The following is a 19,574-nucleotide window of genomic DNA, read 5'->3' as shown; positions in this document are numbered from 1 at the left end:
CCGGAACCGTACCCGGTCAGTTTCCGGCCGATGCCAGCAGGCGGCGGAGCAGGGCGTTCAGGGCGGCCGCCTCCTCGGGGGTGAGGGTGGCGAGCACCCCGCCGTAGACGTCGATGTTGGAGCCGATCATCCGGTCCGCCAGGTCCAGCCCTTCGGGGGTGAGGGTGATCCGCAGGCCCCGGCGGTCGTTCGGGTCGGGCGAGCGGGTGACCAGGCCGGCCCGTTCCAGCTTGTCCAGCCGACCGGTCATGCCGCCGGTGGTGAGCATCAGGGTGGCGGTCAGCTCGCGCGGGGAGAGCGCGTACGGGGCGCCGGAGCGGCGCAGCGTGCCGATCACGTCGAACTCGCCGGTGCCGACGCCGAACGCGGCGTGGGCCTGGCCGAGCCGGTCGGTCATGGTGCGGGAGAGCCGGAAAATCCGGCCGAACACCTCCATCGCGTCGGTGGAGAGGTCGGGGCGGACCGCGTTCCACTGTGCGGCGATCGCGTCCACTGCGTCGGGGGGCGTGGGGCTCTGGCTCATGACAAAAGTCTGCCACAGGAAAGAAGCTTGACGGCAAGTAGCTTAGTGCTAAGTTACTTACATGCTTTCGACATCCCGGGGTGCCCTGGCCCTCACCGCGCTGGCCCCGCTCGCCTGGGGCTCCACCTACCTGGTCACCACCGAGTACCTGCCGCCGGACCGGCCACTGCTCACCGCCACGCTCCGCGCGCTGCCCGCAGGGCTGGTCCTGCTGGCCGTCACCCGGCGCCTGCCGAAGGGCGGCTGGTGGTGGAAGGTCGCACTGCTCGGCGCGCTCAACATCGGGCTGTTCCTCGCCCTGCTCTTCGTCGCTGCCTACCGGCTGCCCGGGGGCGTGGCCGGGGTGCTCGGCGCCGTACAGCCGCTGCTGGCGGCCGGACTGGCGATCCCGCTGCTCGGGGAGCGCCCCGGCGGGCGGGCACTCCTGGCGGGGCTGGCCGGAGTGTTCGGGGTCGCGCTGGTGGTCCTCAAGGCCACCGCCCGACTCGACACCATCGGCGTACTGGCCGGCCTGGCCGGGGCCGGGACGATGGCGGTCGGCACCGTACTGACGAAGCGTTGGGGCCGCCCGGAGGGCGTCGGCCCACTGGCCATGACGGGCTGGCAGTTGACGGCGGGCGGGCTGCTACTGCTCCCGGTCGCCCTGGCGGCCGAAGGCATGCCGCCGGCCCTGACCGGCACCAACCTGCTCGGCTACCTCTACCTCGCGGTGCCCAACACGCTGGTGGCGTACTGGCTCTGGTTCCGCGGCATCGGCAAGCTGCCCGCCTCCTCGGTCGCCTTCCTCGGCCTGCTCAGCCCGGTCTCGGCCACCGCCATCGGCTGGATCGCCCTCGGCCAGGCCCTGACACCCCTTCAACTCCTCGGCATGGCCATCGCCCTGGGCAGCACCGCCGCCGGAGCCCTCTTCGGCACCCGGGCCCGGGCAACCGCTCAGCCCGCTACGGCCCCAGGGGCTCGGGCAACTGCTCAGCCGCCTACGGCCCCAGGGGCTCGGGGCTCTGCTGATGTGCGGCTCCGCCGCGTGGGCGACGCCGACCTCGGAAAAGGTCACGCATGCGTAGGCGGTCAGGCACTTTCGCAGTGACCCGCACGTCAGACCTCCTCGCAGTTCCCCGAGCCCCTGGGTAGTAGAACGGCTGAGCGCCTGCCTACGGCGCAGCCCCGAGCCCCTGGGTAGTAGACCGCTGAGCGCCTGCCAACAGCGCAGCCCCGAGCTCCTGGGCGGTAGACGGCTGAGCGCCTGCCTACAGCGCAGCGTCAGTCGACCTCGGCCACTGCCTCGCTGAACTGGGCCGCGTACAGCCGCGCGTAAGCGCCCTTCGCCGCGATCAGCTCGTCGTGCGACCCCTGCTCCACGATCGAGCCGTCCTCCATCACCAGGATCACGTCAGCGTCCCGGATGGTGGAGAGCCGGTGCGCGATCACGAAGCTGGTACGACCGCTCCGCAGCCGGGCCATCGCCCGCTGGATGAGCACCTCGGTCCGGGTGTCCACCGAGGAGGTGGCCTCGTCCAGCACCAGGATGGACGGCTGCGCCAGGAACGCCCGGGCAATGGTGATCAGCTGCTTCTCGCCCGCGCTGACCCCGGTCCCCTCGTCGTCGATCCGGGTGTCGTAGCCGTCCGGCAGGGTCCGCACGAAGCGGTCCACGTGCGCCGCCCTCGCGGCCTCGACCACCGCCTCCCGGGAGGCGCCCTCGGCCCCGTACGCGATGTTCTCCGCGATGGTGCCGCCGAACAGCCAGGTGTCCTGGAGCACCATGCCGATGCCGGCCCGGAGTTCCTCCCGGGACATCGCGGCGATGTCCACGCCGTCCAGGGTGATCCGGCCGCCGGTGGTCTCGTAGAACCGCATCAGCAGGTTGACCAGGGTGGTCTTGCCCGCCCCGGTCGGGCCGACGATGGCGACGGTGTGGCCGGGCTCGACCTTCAGGGACAGGTCGTCGATCAGCGGCTTCTCCGGGTCGTACCGGAACGAGACGCCGTCGAAGGCGACCAGGCCGCGGAGCACCTCGGGCCGCTCGGGAGCGAGCGGCTCGGCCGACTGCTCGGGGGCGTCCAGGAGTTCGAAGACCCGCTCGGCCGAGGCGACGCCGGACTGCACCAGGTTGGCCATGCTGGCGACCTGGGTGAGCGGCTGGCTGAACTGCCGGGAGTACTGGATGAACGCCTGCACGTCACCGATGGACAGCGCGCCGCTGGCCACCCGCAGGCCGCCGACCACCGCGACCAGCACGTAGTTGAGGTTGCCGATCAGCATCATCGCGGGCTGGATGATGCCCGAGATGAACTGCGCCCGGAAGCTCGACGCGAACAGCGCCTCGTTCTCCACCCGGAAGGTCTCCGCCGCCTCCCGCTGCCGGCCGAAGACCTTGACCAGGGCGTGCCCGGTGTACATCTCCTCGATGTGCGCGTTCAGCGTGCCGGTGGTCTTCCACTGCGCGATGAACTGCGGCTGGGCCCGCTTGCCGACCCTGGTGGCGACCACCACCGAGACCGGGACGGAGATCAGCGCGATCAGCGCGAGCAGCGGGGAGATCCAGAACATCATCGCCAGCACACCGACGATGGTGAGCAGCGAGTTCACCACCTGGCCCATGGTCTGCTGCATGGACTGGCCGATGTTGTCGATGTCGTTGGTGACCCGGCTGAGCACCTCGCCGCGCGGCTGCTTGTCGAAGTAGCTCAGCGGCAGCCGGGACAGCTTGGCCTCGACGTCCTCGCGCAGCCGGTACACCGCGCGGTTGATCGCGGTGGCGGCCAGCCGGCCCTGCAGGATGCCGAACAGGGCGGAGCCGACGTACAGCAGCAGGGCCCACATCAGCACGGTGCCGATCGCTCCGAAGTCCATCCCCTGGCCGGGGACGAAGTCGACCGCGCCGAGCAGGTCGGCGACGCCGCCCTGTCCGGACTGCCGCAGGCCGTCGAGCACCTGGGCCTTCGACACCCCGGCCGGGGTCTGCCGGCCGACCACGCCCGCGAAGATCAGGTCGGTGGCGTTGCCGAGCACCCGGGGGCCGGTCACCGCGAGGCCGATGCTGAGCACACCGAGCGTCAGCACGCCGGTCAGCAGCGGGCGTTCGGGGCGGAGCATGCCGAGCAGGCGCTTGGAGGAGTTCTTGAAGTCGAGCGACTTCTCGGCGCCCTGGGCTCCCATGAACCGGCCGGGACCGGCCGGTCCGCGGCGGGCGGCGGCGGCCTGGGAGTCCGCCTGGGGCTTCTTCGGGGTTGTCACGCCGCCTCCTGCTCGGTGAGCTGGGAGAGCACGATCTCCCGGTATGTCGGGTTGTCGGCCATCAGCTCGTGGTGGGTGCCGCTCCCGACCACGGCGCCCTCGTCGAGCACCACGATCCGGTCGGCGTCCCGGATGGTGGAGACCCGCTGGGCCACGATCAGCACCGCCGCCTCGGCGGTCTCCCGGGACAGTGCCTTGCGCAGGCGCGCGTCGGTCGCGTAGTCGAGCGCCGAGAACGAGTCGTCGAACAGGTACACCTGCGGCCGGCTGACCAGCGCACGGGCGATCGCCAGCCGCTGGCGCTGACCGCCCGACACGTTCGAGCCGCCCTGGGCGATCGGGGCGTCCAGACCCTCGGTCAGCTGCTCGACGAAGTCCTTGGCCTGGGCCACCTCCAGCGCGTGCCAGAGCTCCTCGTCGGTGGCGTCCGGCTTGCCGTAGCGCAGGTTGCTGGCCACCGTGCCGGAGAACAGGTACGGCTTCTGCGGGACCAGGCCGACGGTGTCGGCGATCAGCACCGGGTCGAGCTCCCGGACGTTCACGCCGCCGAGCAGCACCTCGCCGCCGGTGGCGTCGAACAGCCGGGGCACCAGGCCGAGCAGGGTGGACTTGCCGCTGCCGGTGGAGCCGATCACGGCGGTGGTCTGGCCCGGCCGGGCGATCAGGTCGATGCCGCGGAGCACCGGCGCCTCGGCACCCGGGTAGCGGAACTCGACCGCGCGCAGCTCCAGCTGACCGCGGCTCAGCAGCTCGGTGACCGGATCGGTGGGCGGCACCACGCTGCTGTCGGTGGCCAGCACCTCCTGGATCCGCTCGGCGCAGACCTCGGCGCGCGGCACCATCATGAACATGAAGGTGGCCATCATGACGCTCATCAGGATCTGCATCAGGTAGGAGATGAAGGCGGTCAGCGCGCCGATCTCCATGTCGCCGGAGTCGATCCGGTGCGCACCGAACCAGATCACCGCGACGCTGGAGACGTTCACCACGAACATCACGCTGGGGAACATGAAGGAGAGCATCCGGCCGACCTTGAGCGAGACGTCGGTCAGCTCGGCGTTGGCCCCGGCGAAACGATCCTGTTCGTGACGGTCCTTCACGAAGGCCCGGATCACCCGGATACCGGTGATCTGCTCGCGCAGCACCCGGTTCACGGTGTCGATCCGGGTCTGCATGGTGCGGAACTGCGGCCGCAGCCGGCGGACCAGCGCGATCACCACGGTACCCAGCACCGGCACCACGACCAGCAGCAGGGCGGACAGCGGGACGTCCTGCTGGAGCGCCATCAGGATGCCGCCGAAGCACATGATCGGCGCCGCCACCATCAGCGTGAAGCCCATCAGCACCAGCATCTGGACCTGCTGGACGTCGTTGGTGGTGCGGGTGATCAGCGAGGGCGCGCCGAAGGAGTTCAGCTCCCGGGCGGAGAAGCTCTGCACCCGGTCGAAGACGGCGGCCCGGATGTCCCGGCCGATCGCCATCGCGGTCCGGGCGCCGTAGAAGACGGCGGCGACCGAGCAGAGCGCCTGCACCACGGTGACGCCGATCATCACCCCGCCGAGGGCCAGGATGTGACCGGTGTCGCCCTTCACCACCCCGTTGTCGATGATGTCGGCGTTCAGGGCGGGGAGGTAGAGCGCTGCGATGGTGGAGACGAGCTGGAGCAGCACCAGCAGGGTGATGGGTCGGGAGTACGGGCCCAGGTGGGCCCGCAGGAGTTTGATCAGCACCGTGACACTTTCGTTGTCGGCCGGGGGAGTCGCACCCCATTTTCGGGGTTCCGGCGCGCCGTGTGGGGGTTTACGGTGGCTCGACCCAGCGGTTTTGTACTGTCTTTGCACGGCGCGGAGGTCAGGGTGCCAGCTCCCTTCACCCCCTTACGGATCGGCCGCCGAGCCCCTAGGCTGCTGATTGCCAGCTTGTTACTCGCTGGTTAACCAACAGCCGGTCGGCAGGCCCCCACGCCACCGTGCTCCACACCCTCGGCCACCCGCGCCCCCCGGAGGTCCTCGTTGAGTTCCGCGCAGTCCACGATCGACCGGCGTCCGCCCTCGGTGGCCCACCTCTTCCTCAGTCGCGTCGAGGCCACCCCGAACGGTGAGGCCTACCGGTTCCCCGTCCCCGTGGACGAGCACGCGGCGGACGGCGCCCCCGGCGCCGAGCAGTGGCGCTCGCTGACCTGGGCGCAGACCGCGGAGCGGGTCACGGCGGTGGCGGCCGGTCTGATGTCGCTCGGCATCGGCCCCGAGGACCGGGTCGCCCTCTCCTCGTCCACCCGGATCGACTGGATCGTCGCCGACCTCGGCAACATGTGCGCCGGTGCGGCGACCACCACGGTCTACCCGAGCACCAACGCCGAGGAGACCGCCTTCATCCTGGCGAACTCGGCCAGCCGCGCGATGTTCGCGGAGAACGCCACCCAGCTCGCCAAGGTGGTCTCCCGTCGCGCCGAGCTGCCCGAGCTGCGCACCGTGATCCTGTTCGACGCCCCGGCGGGCGAGCTGGAGACCGGCGGCCTGGACGTCCTCACCCTGGACGAGCTGGAGCAGCGCGGCAAGGCCCACCTGGCCGAGCACCCGGACGCGGTGTCCAAGGCCGTCGAGGCACTGGACCGCGAGCAGCTGGCCACCCTGATATACACCTCGGGCACCACCGGCCGCCCCAAGGGCGTTCGCCTGGTGCACGACTGCTGGGCGTACGAGGGCTTGGCCCAGCAGGAGAGCGGTCTGCTCCGGGCGGACGACGTGCAGTTCATGTGGCTGCCGCTGTCGCACGTGTTCGGCAAGACCCTGATCTCGGGTCAGATCGCCACCGGCCACGTGATGGCGGTGGACGGCCGGGTGGACCGGATCATCCACAACCTCCCGGTGATCCGGCCGACCATGATGGCCAGCGCCCCCCGGATCTTCGAGAAGGTCTACAACGGCATCGCCGGCAAGGCCCGGGCCCAGGGCGGCGCCAAGTACAAGATCTTCCTCTGGGCCGCCAGGGTCGCCCGGGACTACGCCCGGACCACCCAGGCCAACCGGATCGCCACCGGGCAGAACACCGCCCCGCTCGGTCTGACCCTCCAGCACACGATCGCCGACAAGCTGGTCTACGCGAAGATCCGGGCGGCCTTCGGCGGCCGGATGCGCGGCGCGGTCTCCGGCAGCGCGGCGCTGGCCCCCGAGATCGGCTACTTCTTCGCCGGTGCGGGCGTGCCGGTGCTCGAGGGCTACGGTCTGACCGAGACCAGCGCGGGCTCCACGGTCAACCGCGAGGAGGACTTCCGGGTCGGCACCGTCGGGCAGCCGCTGCCCGGCACCGAGGTCCGGATCGCCGAGGACGGCGAGATCCTGCTCAAGGGCCCCGGCGTGATGCGCGGCTACCACAACCTGCCCGAGCAGACCGGGGAGGTGCTGGAGGCCGACGGCTGGTTCCACACCGGCGACATCGGCGAGCTGGACGGCGGCTTCCTGCGGATCACCGACCGCAAGAAGGACATGTTCAAGACCTCGGGCGGCAAGTACGTCGCGCCCAGCGAGGTGGAGGGCAAGTTCAAGGCGGTCTGCCCGTTCGTCAGCAACATCCTGGTGATCGGCAACGGCCGGAACTTCTGCACCGCGCTGATCGGCCTGGACGAAGCGGTGATCATGCCGTGGGCCGCCGAGCACGGCCTGGCGGGCAAGTCGTACGCCGAGGTGGTGGCCTCCCCGGAGGTGAACCAGCTGATCGACGGCTTCGTGCAGCGCCTCAACGGCGAGCTGCAGCGTTGGCAGACCATCAAGAAGTTCAGCCTGCTCCCGCGCGACCTGGACATCGAGCACGGCGAGCTGACCCCGAGCCTGAAGATCAAGCGCCCGGTGGTCGAGCGGACCTACGCCGACGCGGTCACCGAGATGTACGCGGGCACCGTCGAGGCCTGACCGCTGTCCTGTCCGGTACGGTCCACCCGGGCCGTACCGGACAATGGGTGCATGCCCTCCGCACTCCCCGACGGTGAACCGCTGCCGTCCGACGGTTCGCTGCCCGCCTCCGCCCTCGACGGGCTGGGCGGGCGGCCGTTCGGTTTCTACCTGCACGTGCCGTACTGCGCCAGCCGCTGCGGCTACTGCGACTTCAACACCTACACCGCGACCGAGCTGCGCTCCTCCGGTGCGGTGGCCTCGCAGGAGACCTACGCCGACAACCTGGTGGCCGAGATCCGGCTGGCCCGCCGGGTGCTCGGGGACGTCGACCTGCCGGTCGAGACGGTCTTCCTCGGCGGTGGCACCCCGACCCTGCTGCCCGCCGCCGACCTGGTGAAGGCGCTGGCCGCGATCCGGGACGAGTTCGGCCTGGCCCCCGGCGCCGAGGTGTCCACCGAGGCCAACCCGGAGTCGGTCGACCCGGCCTACCTGGCCGAGCTGCGCGCGGGCGGCTTCAACCGGCTCTCGTTCGGGATGCAGAGCGCCAAGCCGCACGTGCTGCAGCTGCTGGACCGGCACCACACCCCCGGCCGCCCGGAGGCGTGCGTCGCCGAGGCCCGGGCGGAGGGCTTCGAGCACGTCAACCTGGACCTGATCTACGGCACCCCCGGGGAGTCCGACGACGACTGGCGGGCCTCGCTGGACGCCGCGATCGGCGCCGGGCCCGACCACGTCTCGGCCTACTCGCTGATCGTCGAGGACGGCACCAAGCTGGCCGCCCGGGTCAAGCGCGGCGAACTGCCGATGATCGACGACGACGTGCACGCCGACCGCTACCTGATCGCCGAGCAGGCGCTCTCCGCCGCCGGTTTCTCCTGGTACGAGGTCTCCAACTGGGCCACCTCCGAGGCCGGCCGCTGCCGCCACAACGAGCTCTACTGGACCGGCGCCGACTGGTGGGGCGCGGGCCCCGGCGCCCACAGCCACGTCGGCGGCGTCCGCTGGTGGAACGCCAAGCACCCCGCCGCGTACGCCCAGGCGCTGGCCGAGGGTCGCACCCCGGGCCAGGGCCGGGAGGTGCTCCCGGCGGAGGACCGCCGGGTCGAACGCATCCTGTTGGAGCTCCGCCTGCGCGAGGGCTGCCCGTTGGACCTGCTGGCCGCCGACGGCCTGGCCGCCGCCGAACGGGCGCTGGCCGACGGCCTGCTGGACGCCGACGCGTACGCCGACGGGCGGGCGGCGCTGACGCTGCGCGGGCGGCTGCTGGCCGACGGCGTGGTCCGCGACCTGGTGGACTGAACGGGGCAGCGGGGTTCTCGGTACCTTGGTGACCGCCGTCCGAGGGAGCCTGTGATGACAGCTGTGGATGACCGGGTGCTGACCGTCTTCGAGAACCTGGAGGTTCCGGAGGGGTACAGGGCCGAGCTCATCAGGGGCGAAATCGTGATGACGGCCGGTCCGGACAAGGTCCACAACGTCACTGTCGAGGCGATCCGGGACCAGATTCCCCGCGCCCACTGGCACCGGCTGCAGACCCAGGACCTCTCGATGCCCGGCCGCCTGATCCCGTCATCGGTGGCGACCATGGTGGTCGAGGTGGTGTCCAGGACCAGCGGCGACCGTGACCACCGGACGAAGCGTCAGATGTACGCCGAGGGCGGGATCCCGGCCTATCTGATCGTCGACCCGGTCGAAGGGGTCTGCGTACTGCTCGCCGAGCCGAGTGACGACCGGGTGCTCTCCCGGTTGCCGGACTACCGGGCCAAGCGGACCAGCCGGTTCGGGGATCCGATTCCGGTCCACGTGCTCGGGCTGACCCTGGAGACCACGGACTTCCAGGGCTACGCGGACTGATCCGTGACGAAGTCGATCAGCTCCTCGACCCGGCCCAGCAGGGCCGGGTCGAGGTCGCGGTAGGAGTTCACCGAGGCGAGGATGCGCTTCCAGGCGGCCGGGGTGTCCTCCGGCCAGCCGAGGCGGCGGCAGACGCCGAGCTTCCACTCCTCGCCGCGCGGGACCTTGGGCCAGCCGGGGATGCCGACGCTGCCCGGCTTCACGGCCGCCCAGACGTCGATGTAGGGGTGACCGACGATCAGCACCTCGGCGCCGGTCACCTGCTGGGCGATCCGGTGCTCCTTGGTGCCGGGCAGCAGGTGGTCGACCAGCACGCCCAGTCGGCGGCCGGGGCCCGGGCCGAACTCGGCGACGATGGCCGGCAGGTCGTCGATGCCCTCCAGGTACTCGACCACCACGCCCTCGATCCGCAGGTCGTCACCCCAGACCCGCTCGACCAGCTCGGCGTCGTGCCGCCCCTCGACGTAGATCCGGGACTCGCGGGCCACCCGGGCCCGGGCGCCGGGCACCGCGACCGACCCGGAGGCGGTCACCTTCGGCCGGGCCGGAGCGGCGGCCGCCACCGGCCGGACCAGGGTGACCACCTGACCCTCCAGCAGGAAGCCGCGCGGCACCAGCGGGAACACCCGGTGCTTGCCGAACCGGTCCTCCAGCGTGACGGTGAACCCCTCCGCCGTCCGCTCGCAGCGCACCACCGCCCCGCAGAACCCGGTGGCCGCCTCCTCCACCACCAGATCCCGCTCGGCCGCCACCTCAGGGGCGGGCTGCTGCCGCTTCCACGGCGGGGTGAGGTCCGGGCCGTACTCCCTGCTGCGCATGGCACCGATCCTACGAGAGCTGACCCACCGTCATCCGGACCGGGGGAGACGGGTCGCCGGCCTGCCGGCCGACCCGGGACGGCCCTGTGAAAGAGTGCGGGCGACTTCGGATTCGTTGGGGGAACCAGTGCGTGCACGTCCTGCGGTGGTGGCCACCGCCGCTCTGGTGGTCCTGGCCGTCCCGGCCTGCTCGTCGGCCGCCCATCCGCCGGGGCCGACGGCGTCCGCCCGGGTGCCGCTACAGGACCGGCTGCGGGACGGGCTGCTGACCGGGCGCCAGCTTCCGCAGGGCTTCGAGCTGTTGTCGGCGGCGGTGAACTCGACCACGACCGGGGCCCCGCACCAGCCCGCCTCCGCCGTCTCCCTCGACCGGATGCCGTGCGCCGACCTCGGGGTGCAGTCCTTCATGACGGTGCACGCTCCTCCGGTGGAGGACGTCGCGGTCGCCATGCAGCAGGTGCCCGCCGACGGCGCCGACGACGACGGCTGGTTCGGGCAGGAGTCGCTCGACCGCTACCCGCCCGGCCGGGCGGCCGAGGTGATGGCCGCCGTCCGGGCCGCCGCGCAGCGGTGTGCCTCCTACCCCACCACACTGGCGGGCGGCACCGAGGTCCAGGAGACCGTGTCCGTGGTGCGGCCGGGGGTGCCGGCCGATGACGGCCTGCTGCTCCGGGTGACCTCGGCCTACCCCGGCGATCCGGTGCCGTACGTCACCGAGACCGGCTTCGTGCGTGAGGGCGACGTGATCCTGATGGTGCAGAAGACGGTCGCGCAGAAGCCGTCGTCCGGTGTGGAGACCGTGCTCGCCCCGGCCGTGGCGGCCTACCGCGCGGCCGCGGCGGGCTGATCCCTACAGCCCCGGCGCGCCCCAGACCGGGAACCAGCGGGTGAGGTCCTGCTCCACCCGCAGGTCGTTCCCGAGCATCGCCTTGACCTGGAGCTCCAGCGGGTTGTCGCGCTTCTCGCCCGGCAGCGGGGCGAACGGGTAGAAGGTGCCGCGCTTGTACAGGTAGACCAGGCCGAGCGGGCGGTCGGCCGCGTTGCGGAAGCCGACGATGGAGCAGAGCAGCTGGGGGCCGAAGCCGTTCGCCTCCAGCTCGCTGTTGACCGCGTGCAGGTCGTTGACCAGGTCGGGCAGCTCCTCGGGGGTGTGCCGGGCGAGCAGCCAGGAGTAGCCGTACGAGTCCTGCGAGACCTCGACCGGGACGCCGCCGCGTTCGGTGTCGGCGTCCAGCAGGGCGCGGATCTGGCCGGCCACCTCGGTGAAGGCGGCGCCCTCGACGGCGGCGAAGCAGACCGAGCCGAAGCCGGTGGGGCGGAAGCCGGCGGCGGCCTCCAGGGTGAGGGCGGCGGAAGGCACCCCGAAGAGCTGGTCGAGGTCGGGCCGGACCGGCTTGCTGCGGCCGAAGAGCGCGTCCAGGAATCCCACGGTGCCTCCTCAGCGGCCGAGCTCGGCGGAGATCCGGCCGAGCTGCTCCAGTCGCTGCTCCAGCGACGGGTGGGTGGACATCAGTTGGCTCGCGGCCTCCCGGGCGCTCAGCGCCGGGGCGAAGTAGAAGGCGTTGTACGGCTGTGCCCGACGCAGGTCCTCGCTCGGGATGGCGGCGATCTGGCCGGTCACCTTGGTCAGCGCGGAGGCCAGCGCGCTGGGCCGCCCGGTGAGCTGCGCGGCGGCCCGGTCGGCGGCCAGCTCGCGGTAGCGGGACAGCAGCCGGGTGAGCAGGAAGCCGGCCGCGTAGACCACCATGCTGACCAGCGGGACCAGGATCATCGCCAGCGCGGCGTTGCTGTCGTTGCTGCGGCCGCGCCCGTTCATCAGGCCGCCGTACAGCGCGATTCGGGTGATCACCCCGGCCAGCACGCCGAGGAAGCCGGCGATGGTCATCACCGCCACGTCCCGGTGCGCCACGTGCGAGAGCTCGTGCGCGAGCACGCCCTCCAGCTCCTCCGGCTCCAGCCGCCGGAGCAGTCCGGTGGTGACGCAGACCACGGCGCGCTCGGGGTTGCGGCCGGTGGCGAAGGCGTTCGGCATGTCGGTGTCGGTCACCGCGACCCGGGGCTTGGGCATGTCGGCCAGCGCGCACAACCGGTCGATGGTGCCGTGCAGTTGCGGGTACTCCTCGGGCGTCACCTCGCGGGCGCCCATCGCCCGCTGGGTGATCCGGTCGCTGAACCAGAACTGGGCCACGAACAGTCCGCCGGAGATCAGCACGATCAGCGGCCAGGCCCCCCGGAGCAGCACTATCAGCAGCCCGGTGAAGCCGACGTAGAGCAGTCCGATCAGGAACATCGTGGTGACCATCCGACCGGTCAGCCCGCGGTCGGGTGCGAAGCGGGAGTGCTGACCTGACGACATGGCTGCTCCTTATGTCCGGATCTGTCGCTTTCGATGCTGCCACTTGCCGGGAGCATTCGACGGGTGGCGCGGGTGGGACAGGGAGAAGGATCACCAGGCGGTGCCGTTCCTGCCGCCGGGGTCGGGCCTTACACTGGCAGGTACTGTCCTGGCACTCTGCCCAGCTGAGTGCCAGGGGACGGGTCAGGTTCGGGACGGAAGCGAAGACGGAGGTGCGTGGCCATGTACAGCGAGCGGCCGTTGGACGACCGCAAGCTCGCGGTGCTGCGCGCGATCGTCCAGGACTACGTCGGCACCGAGGAGCCGGTCGGCTCCAAGGCCCTGGTCGAGCGGCACAACCTCGGCGTCTCCCCGGCCACCGTGCGCAACGACATGGCGGCCCTGGAGGAGGACGGCTACATCCACCAGCCGCACACCAGCGCCGGCCGGATCCCCACCGACAAGGGGTACCGGCTGTTCGTCGACCGGCTGGCCGAGGTCAAGCCGATGACCGCCCCCGAGCGCCGGGCGATCCGGCACTTCCTGGACGGCGCGGTGGACCTGGACGACACGGTGGCCCGTACGGTCCGGCTGCTCGCGCAGCTGACCCGGCAGGTCGCGGTGGTCCAGTACCCCTCGCTGTCCCGCTCGACGGTGCGTCACGTCGAGCTGGTGGCACTGGCCCCGGCCAAGGTGATGCTGGTCCTGATCACCAACACCGGCCGGGTCGAGCAGCGGATGGTCGACTGCCCCGGGGCGGTCGGTGAGACGGTGCTGGCCGACCTGCGGGCCAAGCTCAACACCCAGGCGGTCGGCCGGCCGCTGCCCGAGGTGCCCGGGCTGCTGGAGGACCTGCCGGCGGCTTTCGAGCCCGCCGACCGGCCCGCCGTCACCACCGTGCTGGCCACCCTCTTCGAGACGCTGGCCGAGCAGAACGAGGAGCGGATCATGCTGGCCGGTACGGCCAACCTGACCCGCTTCGGCCACGACTTCCCGCTCACCATCCAGCCGGTGCTGGAGGCCCTGGAGGAGCAGGTCGTCCTGCTCCGTCTCCTGGGTGAGACGGCGGACGCGGGGATGACGGTCCGGATCGGCCACGAGAACGCCTACGAGGGGCTCAATTCCACCTCCGTGGTCTCGGTCGGCTACGGTTCGGGCGATCAGAGTGTCGCGAAGCTGGGCGTGATCGGACCGACCCGGATGGACTACCCGGGCACAATGGGGGCGGTGCGAGCGGTGGCACGGTACGTGGGTCAGATCCTGGCCGAGTCCTAACAGAGCACTGTCAGACCAGTCGCAGCACTTCTAGAGGCGGAACAAGCGGAGCATTTGGTGGCCACGGACTACTACGCGGTACTCGGCGTCCGACGGGATGCGGGGCAGGACGAGATCAAGAAGGCGTTCCGGCGCCTTGCCCGCGAACTGCACCCGGACGTCAACCCGGACCCCAAGACGCAGGAGCGGTTCAAGGAGATCAACGCCGCCTACGAGGTGTTGTCCGACCCGGCCAAGCGCCAGGTCTACGACCTCGGCGGCGACCCGCTGTCGCCCAACGGCGGCGGCGCGGGCGGCTTCGGCGCGGGCGCGGCGGGCTTCGGCTTCTCCGACATCATGGACGCGTTCTTCGGCGCGGCCTCGGGTCAGCGCGGGCCGCGCTCGCGCACCCGGCGCGGCCAGGACGCGATGATCCGGCTGGAGATCACCCTGGAGGAGGCCGCGTTCGGCACCACCAAGGAACTCCAGGTGGACACCGCCGTCACCTGCACCACCTGCTCGGGCGAGGGCGCGGCCCCCGGCACCTCGGCGCAGACCTGTGACATGTGTCGCGGCAAGGGCGAGGTCTCCCAGGTCACCCGGTCCTTCCTGGGCCAGGTCATGACCTCGCGGCCGTGCCCGCAGTGCCAGGGCTTCGGCACCGTGGTCCCGACCCCGTGCCCCGAGTGCGCGGGCGACGGCCGGGTCCGGGCCCGTCGCACCCTGACGGTGAAGATCCCGGCCGGTGTCGACAACGGCACCCGGATCCAGCTCGCGGGCGAGGGCGAGGTCGGCCCCGGCGGCGGCCCCGCCGGCGACCTGTACGTCGAGATCGCCGAGACCAGCCACCCGACCTTCCAGCGGCGCGGGGACGACCTGCACTGCACGGTCACCATCCCGATGACGGCCGCTTCGCTCGGCACCCAGGTGCCGTTGCAGACCCTGGACGGTCTGGAGGAGGTCGACATCAGGCCCGGTACCCAGTCCGGCCAGTCGATCCCGCTGCACGGCCGGGGCATCACGCACCTGCGCGGCGGCGGCCGGGGCGACCTGATAGTGCATGTCGAGGTGCAGACCCCCACCAAGCTCGACCCCGAGCAGGAGGACCTGCTCCGCCGCCTCGCGGTGCTGCGCGGCGAGGAGCGGCCTTCCGGGACGTTCGCACCGGGCCAGCAGGGTCTGTTCTCCCGGCTGAAGGACGCGTTCAACGGCCGCTGAGCCGGATCCAGGTACCAGGCTTCGAGGTAAGGCACGCGCATGACCGCCCCCGTGTTCGTCGTGGACACCGACCGTCTCGCCGGGATCGCCCCCGGCGGGGTGGTCCGGCTGGACGGCCCCGAGGGGCGGCATGCCGCCGCCGTGAAGCGTCTGGAGCCCGGTGAGGCACTCACCCTCGCCGACGGCCTCGGCCTCGGCGTCGAGGGCACCGTGGCGGCCGTGCACGGCAAGGACGCGCTGGACGTCACCGTGCTGAGCGTCCGTCAGGAGCCCGCGCCCGCCCCCCGGATCGTGGTGGTCCAGGCCCTGCCGAAGGGCGACCGCGGCGAGCTCGCGGTGGAGACCATGACCGAGGTCGGGGTCGACGTGGTGATCCCCTGGGCCGCCTCCCGCTGCATCACCCAGTGGAAGGGCGACCGGGGCGCCAAGGCCCTCGCCAAGTGGCGGGCCACCGCCCGGGAGGCGGGCAAGCAGTCCCGCCGGCTGCGGTTCCCCGAGGTCCGCGAGCCGATGACGACGCGTCAGCTGGCCCCGCTGCTGGCCTCGGCGGCGTTCGCCGCCGTCCTGCACGAGGAGGGCTCCGCCCCGCTCGCCACCGCCGTGCTCCCCGCGAGCGGTGACCTGGTCCTGATCGTCGGCCCCGAGGGCGGCGTCTCCCCGGACGAACTCGCCACCTTCGCCGAAGCCGGCGCCGCCCCGTACCGGCTCGGCCCCTCCGTCCTCCGCACCTCCACGGCGGGCGTGGCGGCAGGCGCCCTCCTCCTCGGCCGCACCGGCCGCTGGGCCTGACTTTCCGCAGGCGCTCTGCTTTTGGCAGATGCTGCGGTAGCCAGGGGCTCGGGGCTCTGCTGTTGTGCGGCTCCGCCGCGCGGGCGCACGTGGTGCACCACCAGGGGCTCGGGGAACTGCGACGCCGACCTCGGAACAGGTGATCGTCGCGTAGGTGGTCAGGACTTTCGCAGTGACCCGCACGCCAGATCTCCTCGCAGTTCCCCGAGCCCCTGGGTAGTGCAACTGGACGCCCTGCCAAAGGCGCAGCCCCCGAGCCCCTGGGTAGTCGACCGCCGGGCGTCTGCCAAAGGTGCAGCCCCGGGCCCTGGGATAGTGCAACTAACCCGTGTGCGGAAGGGCCCGGGCTGCATAGAGTGACGCAGTGACGACCTCTGCGAGCGCGTATCTGCGCCATCCCCACCTGCACGGCGACCTGGTGACCTTCGTCGCCGAGGACGATATCTGGCTCGCGCCGCTGGACGGTGGTCGGGCCTGGCGGCTGACCGCCGATCAGGTGCCGGTCGGGCACCCCAGGTTCGCGCCGGACGGCCGGCACGTCGCCTGGACCTCGACCCGGGACGGTGCGCCGGAGATCCACGTCGCGCCCACCGACGGCGGGCAGGCCCGCCGGCTGACGTACTGGGGTGCGCCGCGCACCCGGCTGCGGGGCTGGACCAAGGACGGCCGCCCGGTCGCGGTGTCCAGCGCCGGACAGGCGACCCCGCGCCGCAGCTGGGCGTTCGCGATCCCGCTGGACGGCGGTGAGCCGACCAGGCTGCCGTACGGGCCGATCGGCGGCCTGGCGCAGGAGCCGGACGGCGACCGCACCCTGCTGCTGGCCCCGCTGACCACCGAGCCCGCGTACTGGAAGCGCTACCGGGGCGGCACGGCGGGCAAGTTGTGGATCGGTGGGCACGAGTTCGAGCGGGTGCACGCCGGGCTGGACGGCAACATCGACTCGCCGCTCTGGGTCGGTGGCCGGATCGCGTTCCTCTCCGACCACGAGGGCGTCGGGCAGCTGTACTCCAGCCTGCCGGACGGCACCGACCTGCGGCGGCACAGCGACGGCGAGTTCTACGCCAGGAACGCCACCACCGACGGCACCCGGATCGTCTGGCACAGCGCGGGTGACCTGTGGATCCTGGACGACCTGGCGGACGCCGAGCCGCGTCGCCTGGAGATCCTGCTCGCGGGCCCCCGGACGGGCCGTCAGCCCCGGCCGACCTCGGCCACCGGGCAGCTGGAGACCGTGTCGCCGGACCGGACCGGCCGGGCCAGCGCGGTGGTGGTGCGCGGCAGCGTGCACTGGCTGACCCACAAGGAGGGCCCGGCCCGGGTGCTGGCCGAGACCCCCGGGGTCCGGCACCGGCTGGCCCGGATCGTGCCGGGGCAGGACGGCGAGCAGGGCGTGGTCTGGATCACCGACGCCGAGGGCGACGACGCGGTGGAGTACGCCCCCGCCGTGCTCGGCGCCGAGCGGCGGCGGTTCGCGGCCGGGCAGCTCGGCCGGGTGCTCGGCCTGGCCGTCTCGCCGGACGGCGGGACGCTGGCGCTGGCCTCGCACGACGGCCGGGTGCTGCTGCTCACGCTGGCCGACGGCACCCTGCACCAGCTGGCCAGGAGCGGCCACGGTGAGGTCACCGGACTGGCCTTCTCGCCGGACTCGCGGCGGCTGGCCTGGTCCCAGCCGACCCTGGGCGCGGAGTCGCTGCGCCAGATCGTGCTGGCCGACCTGACGGACCGTACGGTCGCCGAGGCCACCCCGCAGCGCTTCATCGACTACTCGCCGGTCTTCACGGCGGACGGCAAGCACCTGGCCTTCCTGTCGGTGCGCAACTTCGACCCGGTCTACGACGCGCACGTCTTCGACCTGTCCTTCCCGACCGGCGCCCGGCCGTTCCTGATCACGCTGGCCGCCGACACCCCGTCACCGTTCGGCCCGCAGCGGGCCGGCCGCTCGCTCACCGGCGAGGACGAGGAGCCGAAGAAGAAGGACGAGGAGGCGGCGGAGGAGCCCACCGTCCCCGAGACCCGGGTGGACCTGGACGGGATCGCCGACCGGATCATCCCGTTCCCGGTCGAGGGCGGGCAGTTCGGCAGCCTGCGGGCGGCCAAGGACGGCGTGCTGTGGACCAGGCACCCGCTGCTCGGCATGCTCGGCGACAACGCCGCCTCGCTGGAGGACGAGCACCCGCGCCCGGCGCTGGAGCGCTTCGACTTCAAGAAGCTCAAGGCCGAGCAGCTGGTCGAGGCGCTGGACGACTTCCGGGTCAGCGGCGACGGCAGCCGGATCGCGGTCCTCGACGAGGGCGGCCTGCGGATCGTCCCGGCCGACCACAAGGCCGGTGACGACGACGACCTGACGGTCGACCTGGAGCGGATCAGGGCCACCGTGGACCCGGCGGCCGAGTGGCGGCAGATGTTCGACGAGAACGGTCGCCTGATGCGGGACAACTTCTGGCGGGCCGACCTCGGCGGCTTCGACTGGGCCGGCGCGCTGGCCAGGTACCGGCCGCTGGTCGAGCGGGCGGGCACCCACGACGACCTGGTGGACGTGCTCTGGGAGACGGTCGGCGAGCTGGGCACCTCGCACGCGTACGTGATGCCGCCGGGGCGGGGCACCGAGGCGGCCCGCCGGCAGGGCCTGCTCGGCGCCGACCTGGTGCGGGACGGCGAGGTCTGGCGGGTGGCCCGGGTGCTGCCCGGCGAGTCCTCCGACCCGCGGGCCCGCTCGCCGCTGGCCGCGCCCGGTGCGGCGGTCCGGGCCGGGGACGCGGTGCTGGCCGTGAACGGCCGCCCGGTGGACCCGGTGACCGGCCCCGCGCCGCTGCTCGCGGGCACGGCCGGCCAGCCGGTCGAGCTGACCGTGGCGGCCAAGGACGGCGCGGAGCGCCACCCGGTGGTGGTGCCGCTGGCCGACGAGGAGGCGCTGCGCTACCACGACTGGGTGGCCGGGCGCCGGGCCGCCGTCCGGGAGCTGTCGGCCGGCCGGCTCGGCTACCTGCACATCCCCGACATGCAGAGCGTCGGCTGGGCCCAGCTGCACCGGGACCTGCGGGTCGAGATGGCCAAGGAGGGCGTGCTGGTCGACCTCCGGGAGAACCGCGGCGGCCACACCTCGCAGCTGATCATCGAGAAGCTCAGCCGGAAGATCGTCGGCTGGGACCTCGGCCGCGACCTGGACGGCGCCGCCCCGTACCCGGCGGACGCCCCGCGCGGCCCGGTGGTCGCGCTGGCCGACGAGTTCGCGGGCTCGGACGGCGACATCGTGAACGCCGCCATCCAGGCCCTGAAGATCGGCCCGGTGGTCGGCACCCGGACCTGGGGCGGCGTGGTCGGCATCGACGGCAAGTACAGCCTGGTCGACGGCACCGGCGTCACCCAGCCCAAGTACGCCTTCTGGCTGGAGGGTTACGACTGGGGTGTGGAGAACCACGGCATCGACCCGGACGTCGAGGTGGTGATCGCCCCGCACCAGTGGGCCAACGGCGAGGACCCGCAGCTCGCCGAGGGCGTCCGGATCGCGCTGGCCGCGCTGGCCGAGACCCCGGCCAGGACCGGCCCGGAGCTGTAGCGCCGTCGGGAGGCGGCCGGGAACGTACCGCGTGCCGGTACGTGACCGGCCGCCTCCGTTAGGCTGCGGCAGGTAGTGACGATCACCGTGAAGGAGACCG

At 72.2% G+C, this 19,574-nt stretch carries 15 protein-coding genes; 9 read left to right on the top strand and 6 right to left on the bottom strand.

Going from position 1 to position 19,574, the window contains the following annotated elements:
* Window positions 1-16 precede the first annotated feature (16 nt).
* The gene (locus tag OHV05_RS10065; protein ID WP_405017372.1) at window positions 17-523 is read right to left on the bottom strand and encodes a MarR family winged helix-turn-helix transcriptional regulator; all 507 of its coding nucleotides are present in this window, start codon (window positions 521-523) and stop codon (window positions 17-19) included.
* Between the two features lie 61 nt (window positions 524-584).
* Between OHV05_RS10065 and OHV05_RS10060 the strand changes: the two genes are divergently transcribed.
* Window positions 585-1,610: an EamA family transporter gene (locus OHV05_RS10060; protein ID WP_405017371.1), complete on the top strand. Its 1,026-nt coding sequence runs from the start codon at window positions 585-587 to the stop codon at window positions 1,608-1,610.
* Between the two features lie 173 nt (window positions 1,611-1,783).
* On the opposite strand, the gene OHV05_RS10055 is transcribed toward OHV05_RS10060, so the two are convergent.
* Together OHV05_RS10055 and OHV05_RS10050 are read right to left on the bottom strand one after the other, a co-directional pair.
* Complete coding sequence (locus OHV05_RS10055) at window positions 1,784-3,682, bottom strand: ABC transporter ATP-binding protein (protein ID WP_405021420.1); 1,899 nt, start codon at window positions 3,680-3,682, stop codon at window positions 1,784-1,786.
* Window positions 3,683-3,756: 74 nt separating this feature from the next.
* Window positions 3,757-5,490 carry an ABC transporter ATP-binding protein gene (locus OHV05_RS10050; RefSeq protein ID WP_405017370.1) on the bottom strand — a complete coding sequence of 578 codons (1,734 nt, stop codon included), beginning with the start codon at window positions 5,488-5,490 and terminating at the stop codon, window positions 3,757-3,759.
* 282 nt (window positions 5,491-5,772) lie between these two features.
* Between OHV05_RS10050 and OHV05_RS10045 the strand changes: the two genes are divergently transcribed.
* The 3 genes from OHV05_RS10045 to OHV05_RS10035 are packed head-to-tail and all read left to right on the top strand — an operon-like array spanning window position 5,773 to window position 9,504.
* Window positions 5,773-7,668 (top strand): AMP-dependent synthetase/ligase, encoded by a 1,896-nt coding sequence (locus OHV05_RS10045; RefSeq protein ID WP_405017369.1) that lies wholly within the window; start codon window positions 5,773-5,775, stop codon window positions 7,666-7,668.
* Window positions 7,669-7,719: 51 nt separating this feature from the next.
* Window positions 7,720-8,949 (top strand): radical SAM family heme chaperone HemW, encoded by a 1,230-nt coding sequence (gene hemW, locus OHV05_RS10040; protein WP_405017368.1) that lies wholly within the window; start codon window positions 7,720-7,722, stop codon window positions 8,947-8,949.
* Window positions 8,950-9,003: 54 nt separating this feature from the next.
* On the top strand, window positions 9,004-9,504 hold the full coding sequence (locus OHV05_RS10035) for a Uma2 family endonuclease (protein ID WP_405017367.1): 501 nt from the start codon (window positions 9,004-9,006) through the stop codon (window positions 9,502-9,504).
* Here OHV05_RS10035 and OHV05_RS10030 read toward each other — a convergent pair.
* Window positions 9,492-10,322, bottom strand: coding sequence for a DUF3097 domain-containing protein (locus OHV05_RS10030; protein ID WP_405017366.1), 831 nt, complete (start codon window positions 10,320-10,322; stop codon window positions 9,492-9,494). The genes OHV05_RS10035 and OHV05_RS10030 overlap by 13 nt on opposite strands.
* A gap of 127 nt (window positions 10,323-10,449) precedes the next feature.
* On the opposite strand from OHV05_RS10030, the gene OHV05_RS10025 reads away from it, so the two are divergent.
* On the top strand, window positions 10,450-11,169 hold the full coding sequence (locus tag OHV05_RS10025) for a hypothetical protein (protein WP_405017365.1): 720 nt from the start codon (window positions 10,450-10,452) through the stop codon (window positions 11,167-11,169).
* Between the two features lie 3 nt (window positions 11,170-11,172).
* Here the strand turns inward: OHV05_RS10025 and OHV05_RS10020 are convergent, their stop codons facing one another.
* Both OHV05_RS10020 and htpX read right to left on the bottom strand, forming a co-directional pair.
* The gene (locus tag OHV05_RS10020; protein ID WP_405017364.1) at window positions 11,173-11,751 is read right to left on the bottom strand and encodes a hypothetical protein; all 579 of its coding nucleotides are present in this window, start codon (window positions 11,749-11,751) and stop codon (window positions 11,173-11,175) included.
* Window positions 11,752-11,760: 9 nt separating this feature from the next.
* Complete coding sequence (gene htpX, locus OHV05_RS10015; protein WP_405017363.1) at window positions 11,761-12,678, bottom strand: zinc metalloprotease HtpX; 918 nt, start codon at window positions 12,676-12,678, stop codon at window positions 11,761-11,763.
* Between the two features lie 222 nt (window positions 12,679-12,900).
* Between htpX and hrcA the strand changes: the two genes are divergently transcribed.
* The 4 genes from hrcA (at window position 12,901) to OHV05_RS09995 (ending at window position 19,474) form a co-directional block, all read left to right on the top strand.
* Window positions 12,901-13,932 (top strand): heat-inducible transcriptional repressor HrcA, encoded by a 1,032-nt coding sequence (hrcA, locus tag OHV05_RS10010; protein ID WP_405017362.1) that lies wholly within the window; start codon window positions 12,901-12,903, stop codon window positions 13,930-13,932.
* Between the two features lie 57 nt (window positions 13,933-13,989).
* On the top strand, window positions 13,990-15,129 hold the full coding sequence (gene dnaJ / locus OHV05_RS10005; protein WP_184919616.1) for a molecular chaperone DnaJ: 1,140 nt from the start codon (window positions 13,990-13,992) through the stop codon (window positions 15,127-15,129).
* Between the two features lie 39 nt (window positions 15,130-15,168).
* A complete protein-coding gene (locus OHV05_RS10000; RefSeq protein ID WP_405017361.1) occupies window positions 15,169-15,918 on the top strand; it encodes a 16S rRNA (uracil(1498)-N(3))-methyltransferase in 750 nt (249 codons plus the stop codon).
* 364 nt (window positions 15,919-16,282) lie between these two features.
* Window positions 16,283-19,474, top strand: coding sequence for a PDZ domain-containing protein (locus OHV05_RS09995; protein ID WP_405017360.1), 3,192 nt, complete (start codon window positions 16,283-16,285; stop codon window positions 19,472-19,474).
* The last annotated feature ends 100 nt before the right edge of the window (window positions 19,475-19,574 follow it).

The organism is Kitasatospora sp. NBC_00070 (genome assembly GCF_045041205.1).
Classification (GTDB): domain Bacteria; phylum Actinomycetota; class Actinomycetes; order Streptomycetales; family Streptomycetaceae; genus Kitasatospora.
The sequence above is the reverse complement of the archived record's forward strand: the minus strand, read 5'-3'. Positions and strand labels throughout refer to the sequence as shown.

Bases quoted from the DNA above. Each gene is read 5' to 3' on its own strand.
- OHV05_RS10065 (WP_405017372.1), bottom strand. From the start codon at position 523: ATGAGCCAGAGCCCCACGCCCCCCGACGCAGTGGACGCGATCGCCGCA.
- OHV05_RS10060 (WP_405017371.1), top strand. From the start codon at position 585: ATGCTTTCGACATCCCGGGGTGCCCTGGCCCTCACCGCGCTGGCCCCG.
- OHV05_RS10055 (WP_405021420.1), bottom strand. From the start codon at position 3,682: ATGGGAGCCCAGGGCGCCGAGAAGTCGCTCGACTTCAAGAACTCCTCC.
- hemW (WP_405017368.1), top strand. From the start codon at position 7,720: ATGCCCTCCGCACTCCCCGACGGTGAACCGCTGCCGTCCGACGGTTCG.
- OHV05_RS10035 (WP_405017367.1), top strand. From the start codon at position 9,004: ATGACAGCTGTGGATGACCGGGTGCTGACCGTCTTCGAGAACCTGGAG.
- OHV05_RS10030 (WP_405017366.1), bottom strand. From the start codon at position 10,322: ATGCGCAGCAGGGAGTACGGCCCGGACCTCACCCCGCCGTGGAAGCGG.
- htpX (WP_405017363.1), bottom strand. From the start codon at position 12,678: ATGTCGTCAGGTCAGCACTCCCGCTTCGCACCCGACCGCGGGCTGACC.
- hrcA (WP_405017362.1), top strand. From the start codon at position 12,901: ATGTACAGCGAGCGGCCGTTGGACGACCGCAAGCTCGCGGTGCTGCGC.
- OHV05_RS10000 (WP_405017361.1), top strand. From the start codon at position 15,169: ATGACCGCCCCCGTGTTCGTCGTGGACACCGACCGTCTCGCCGGGATC.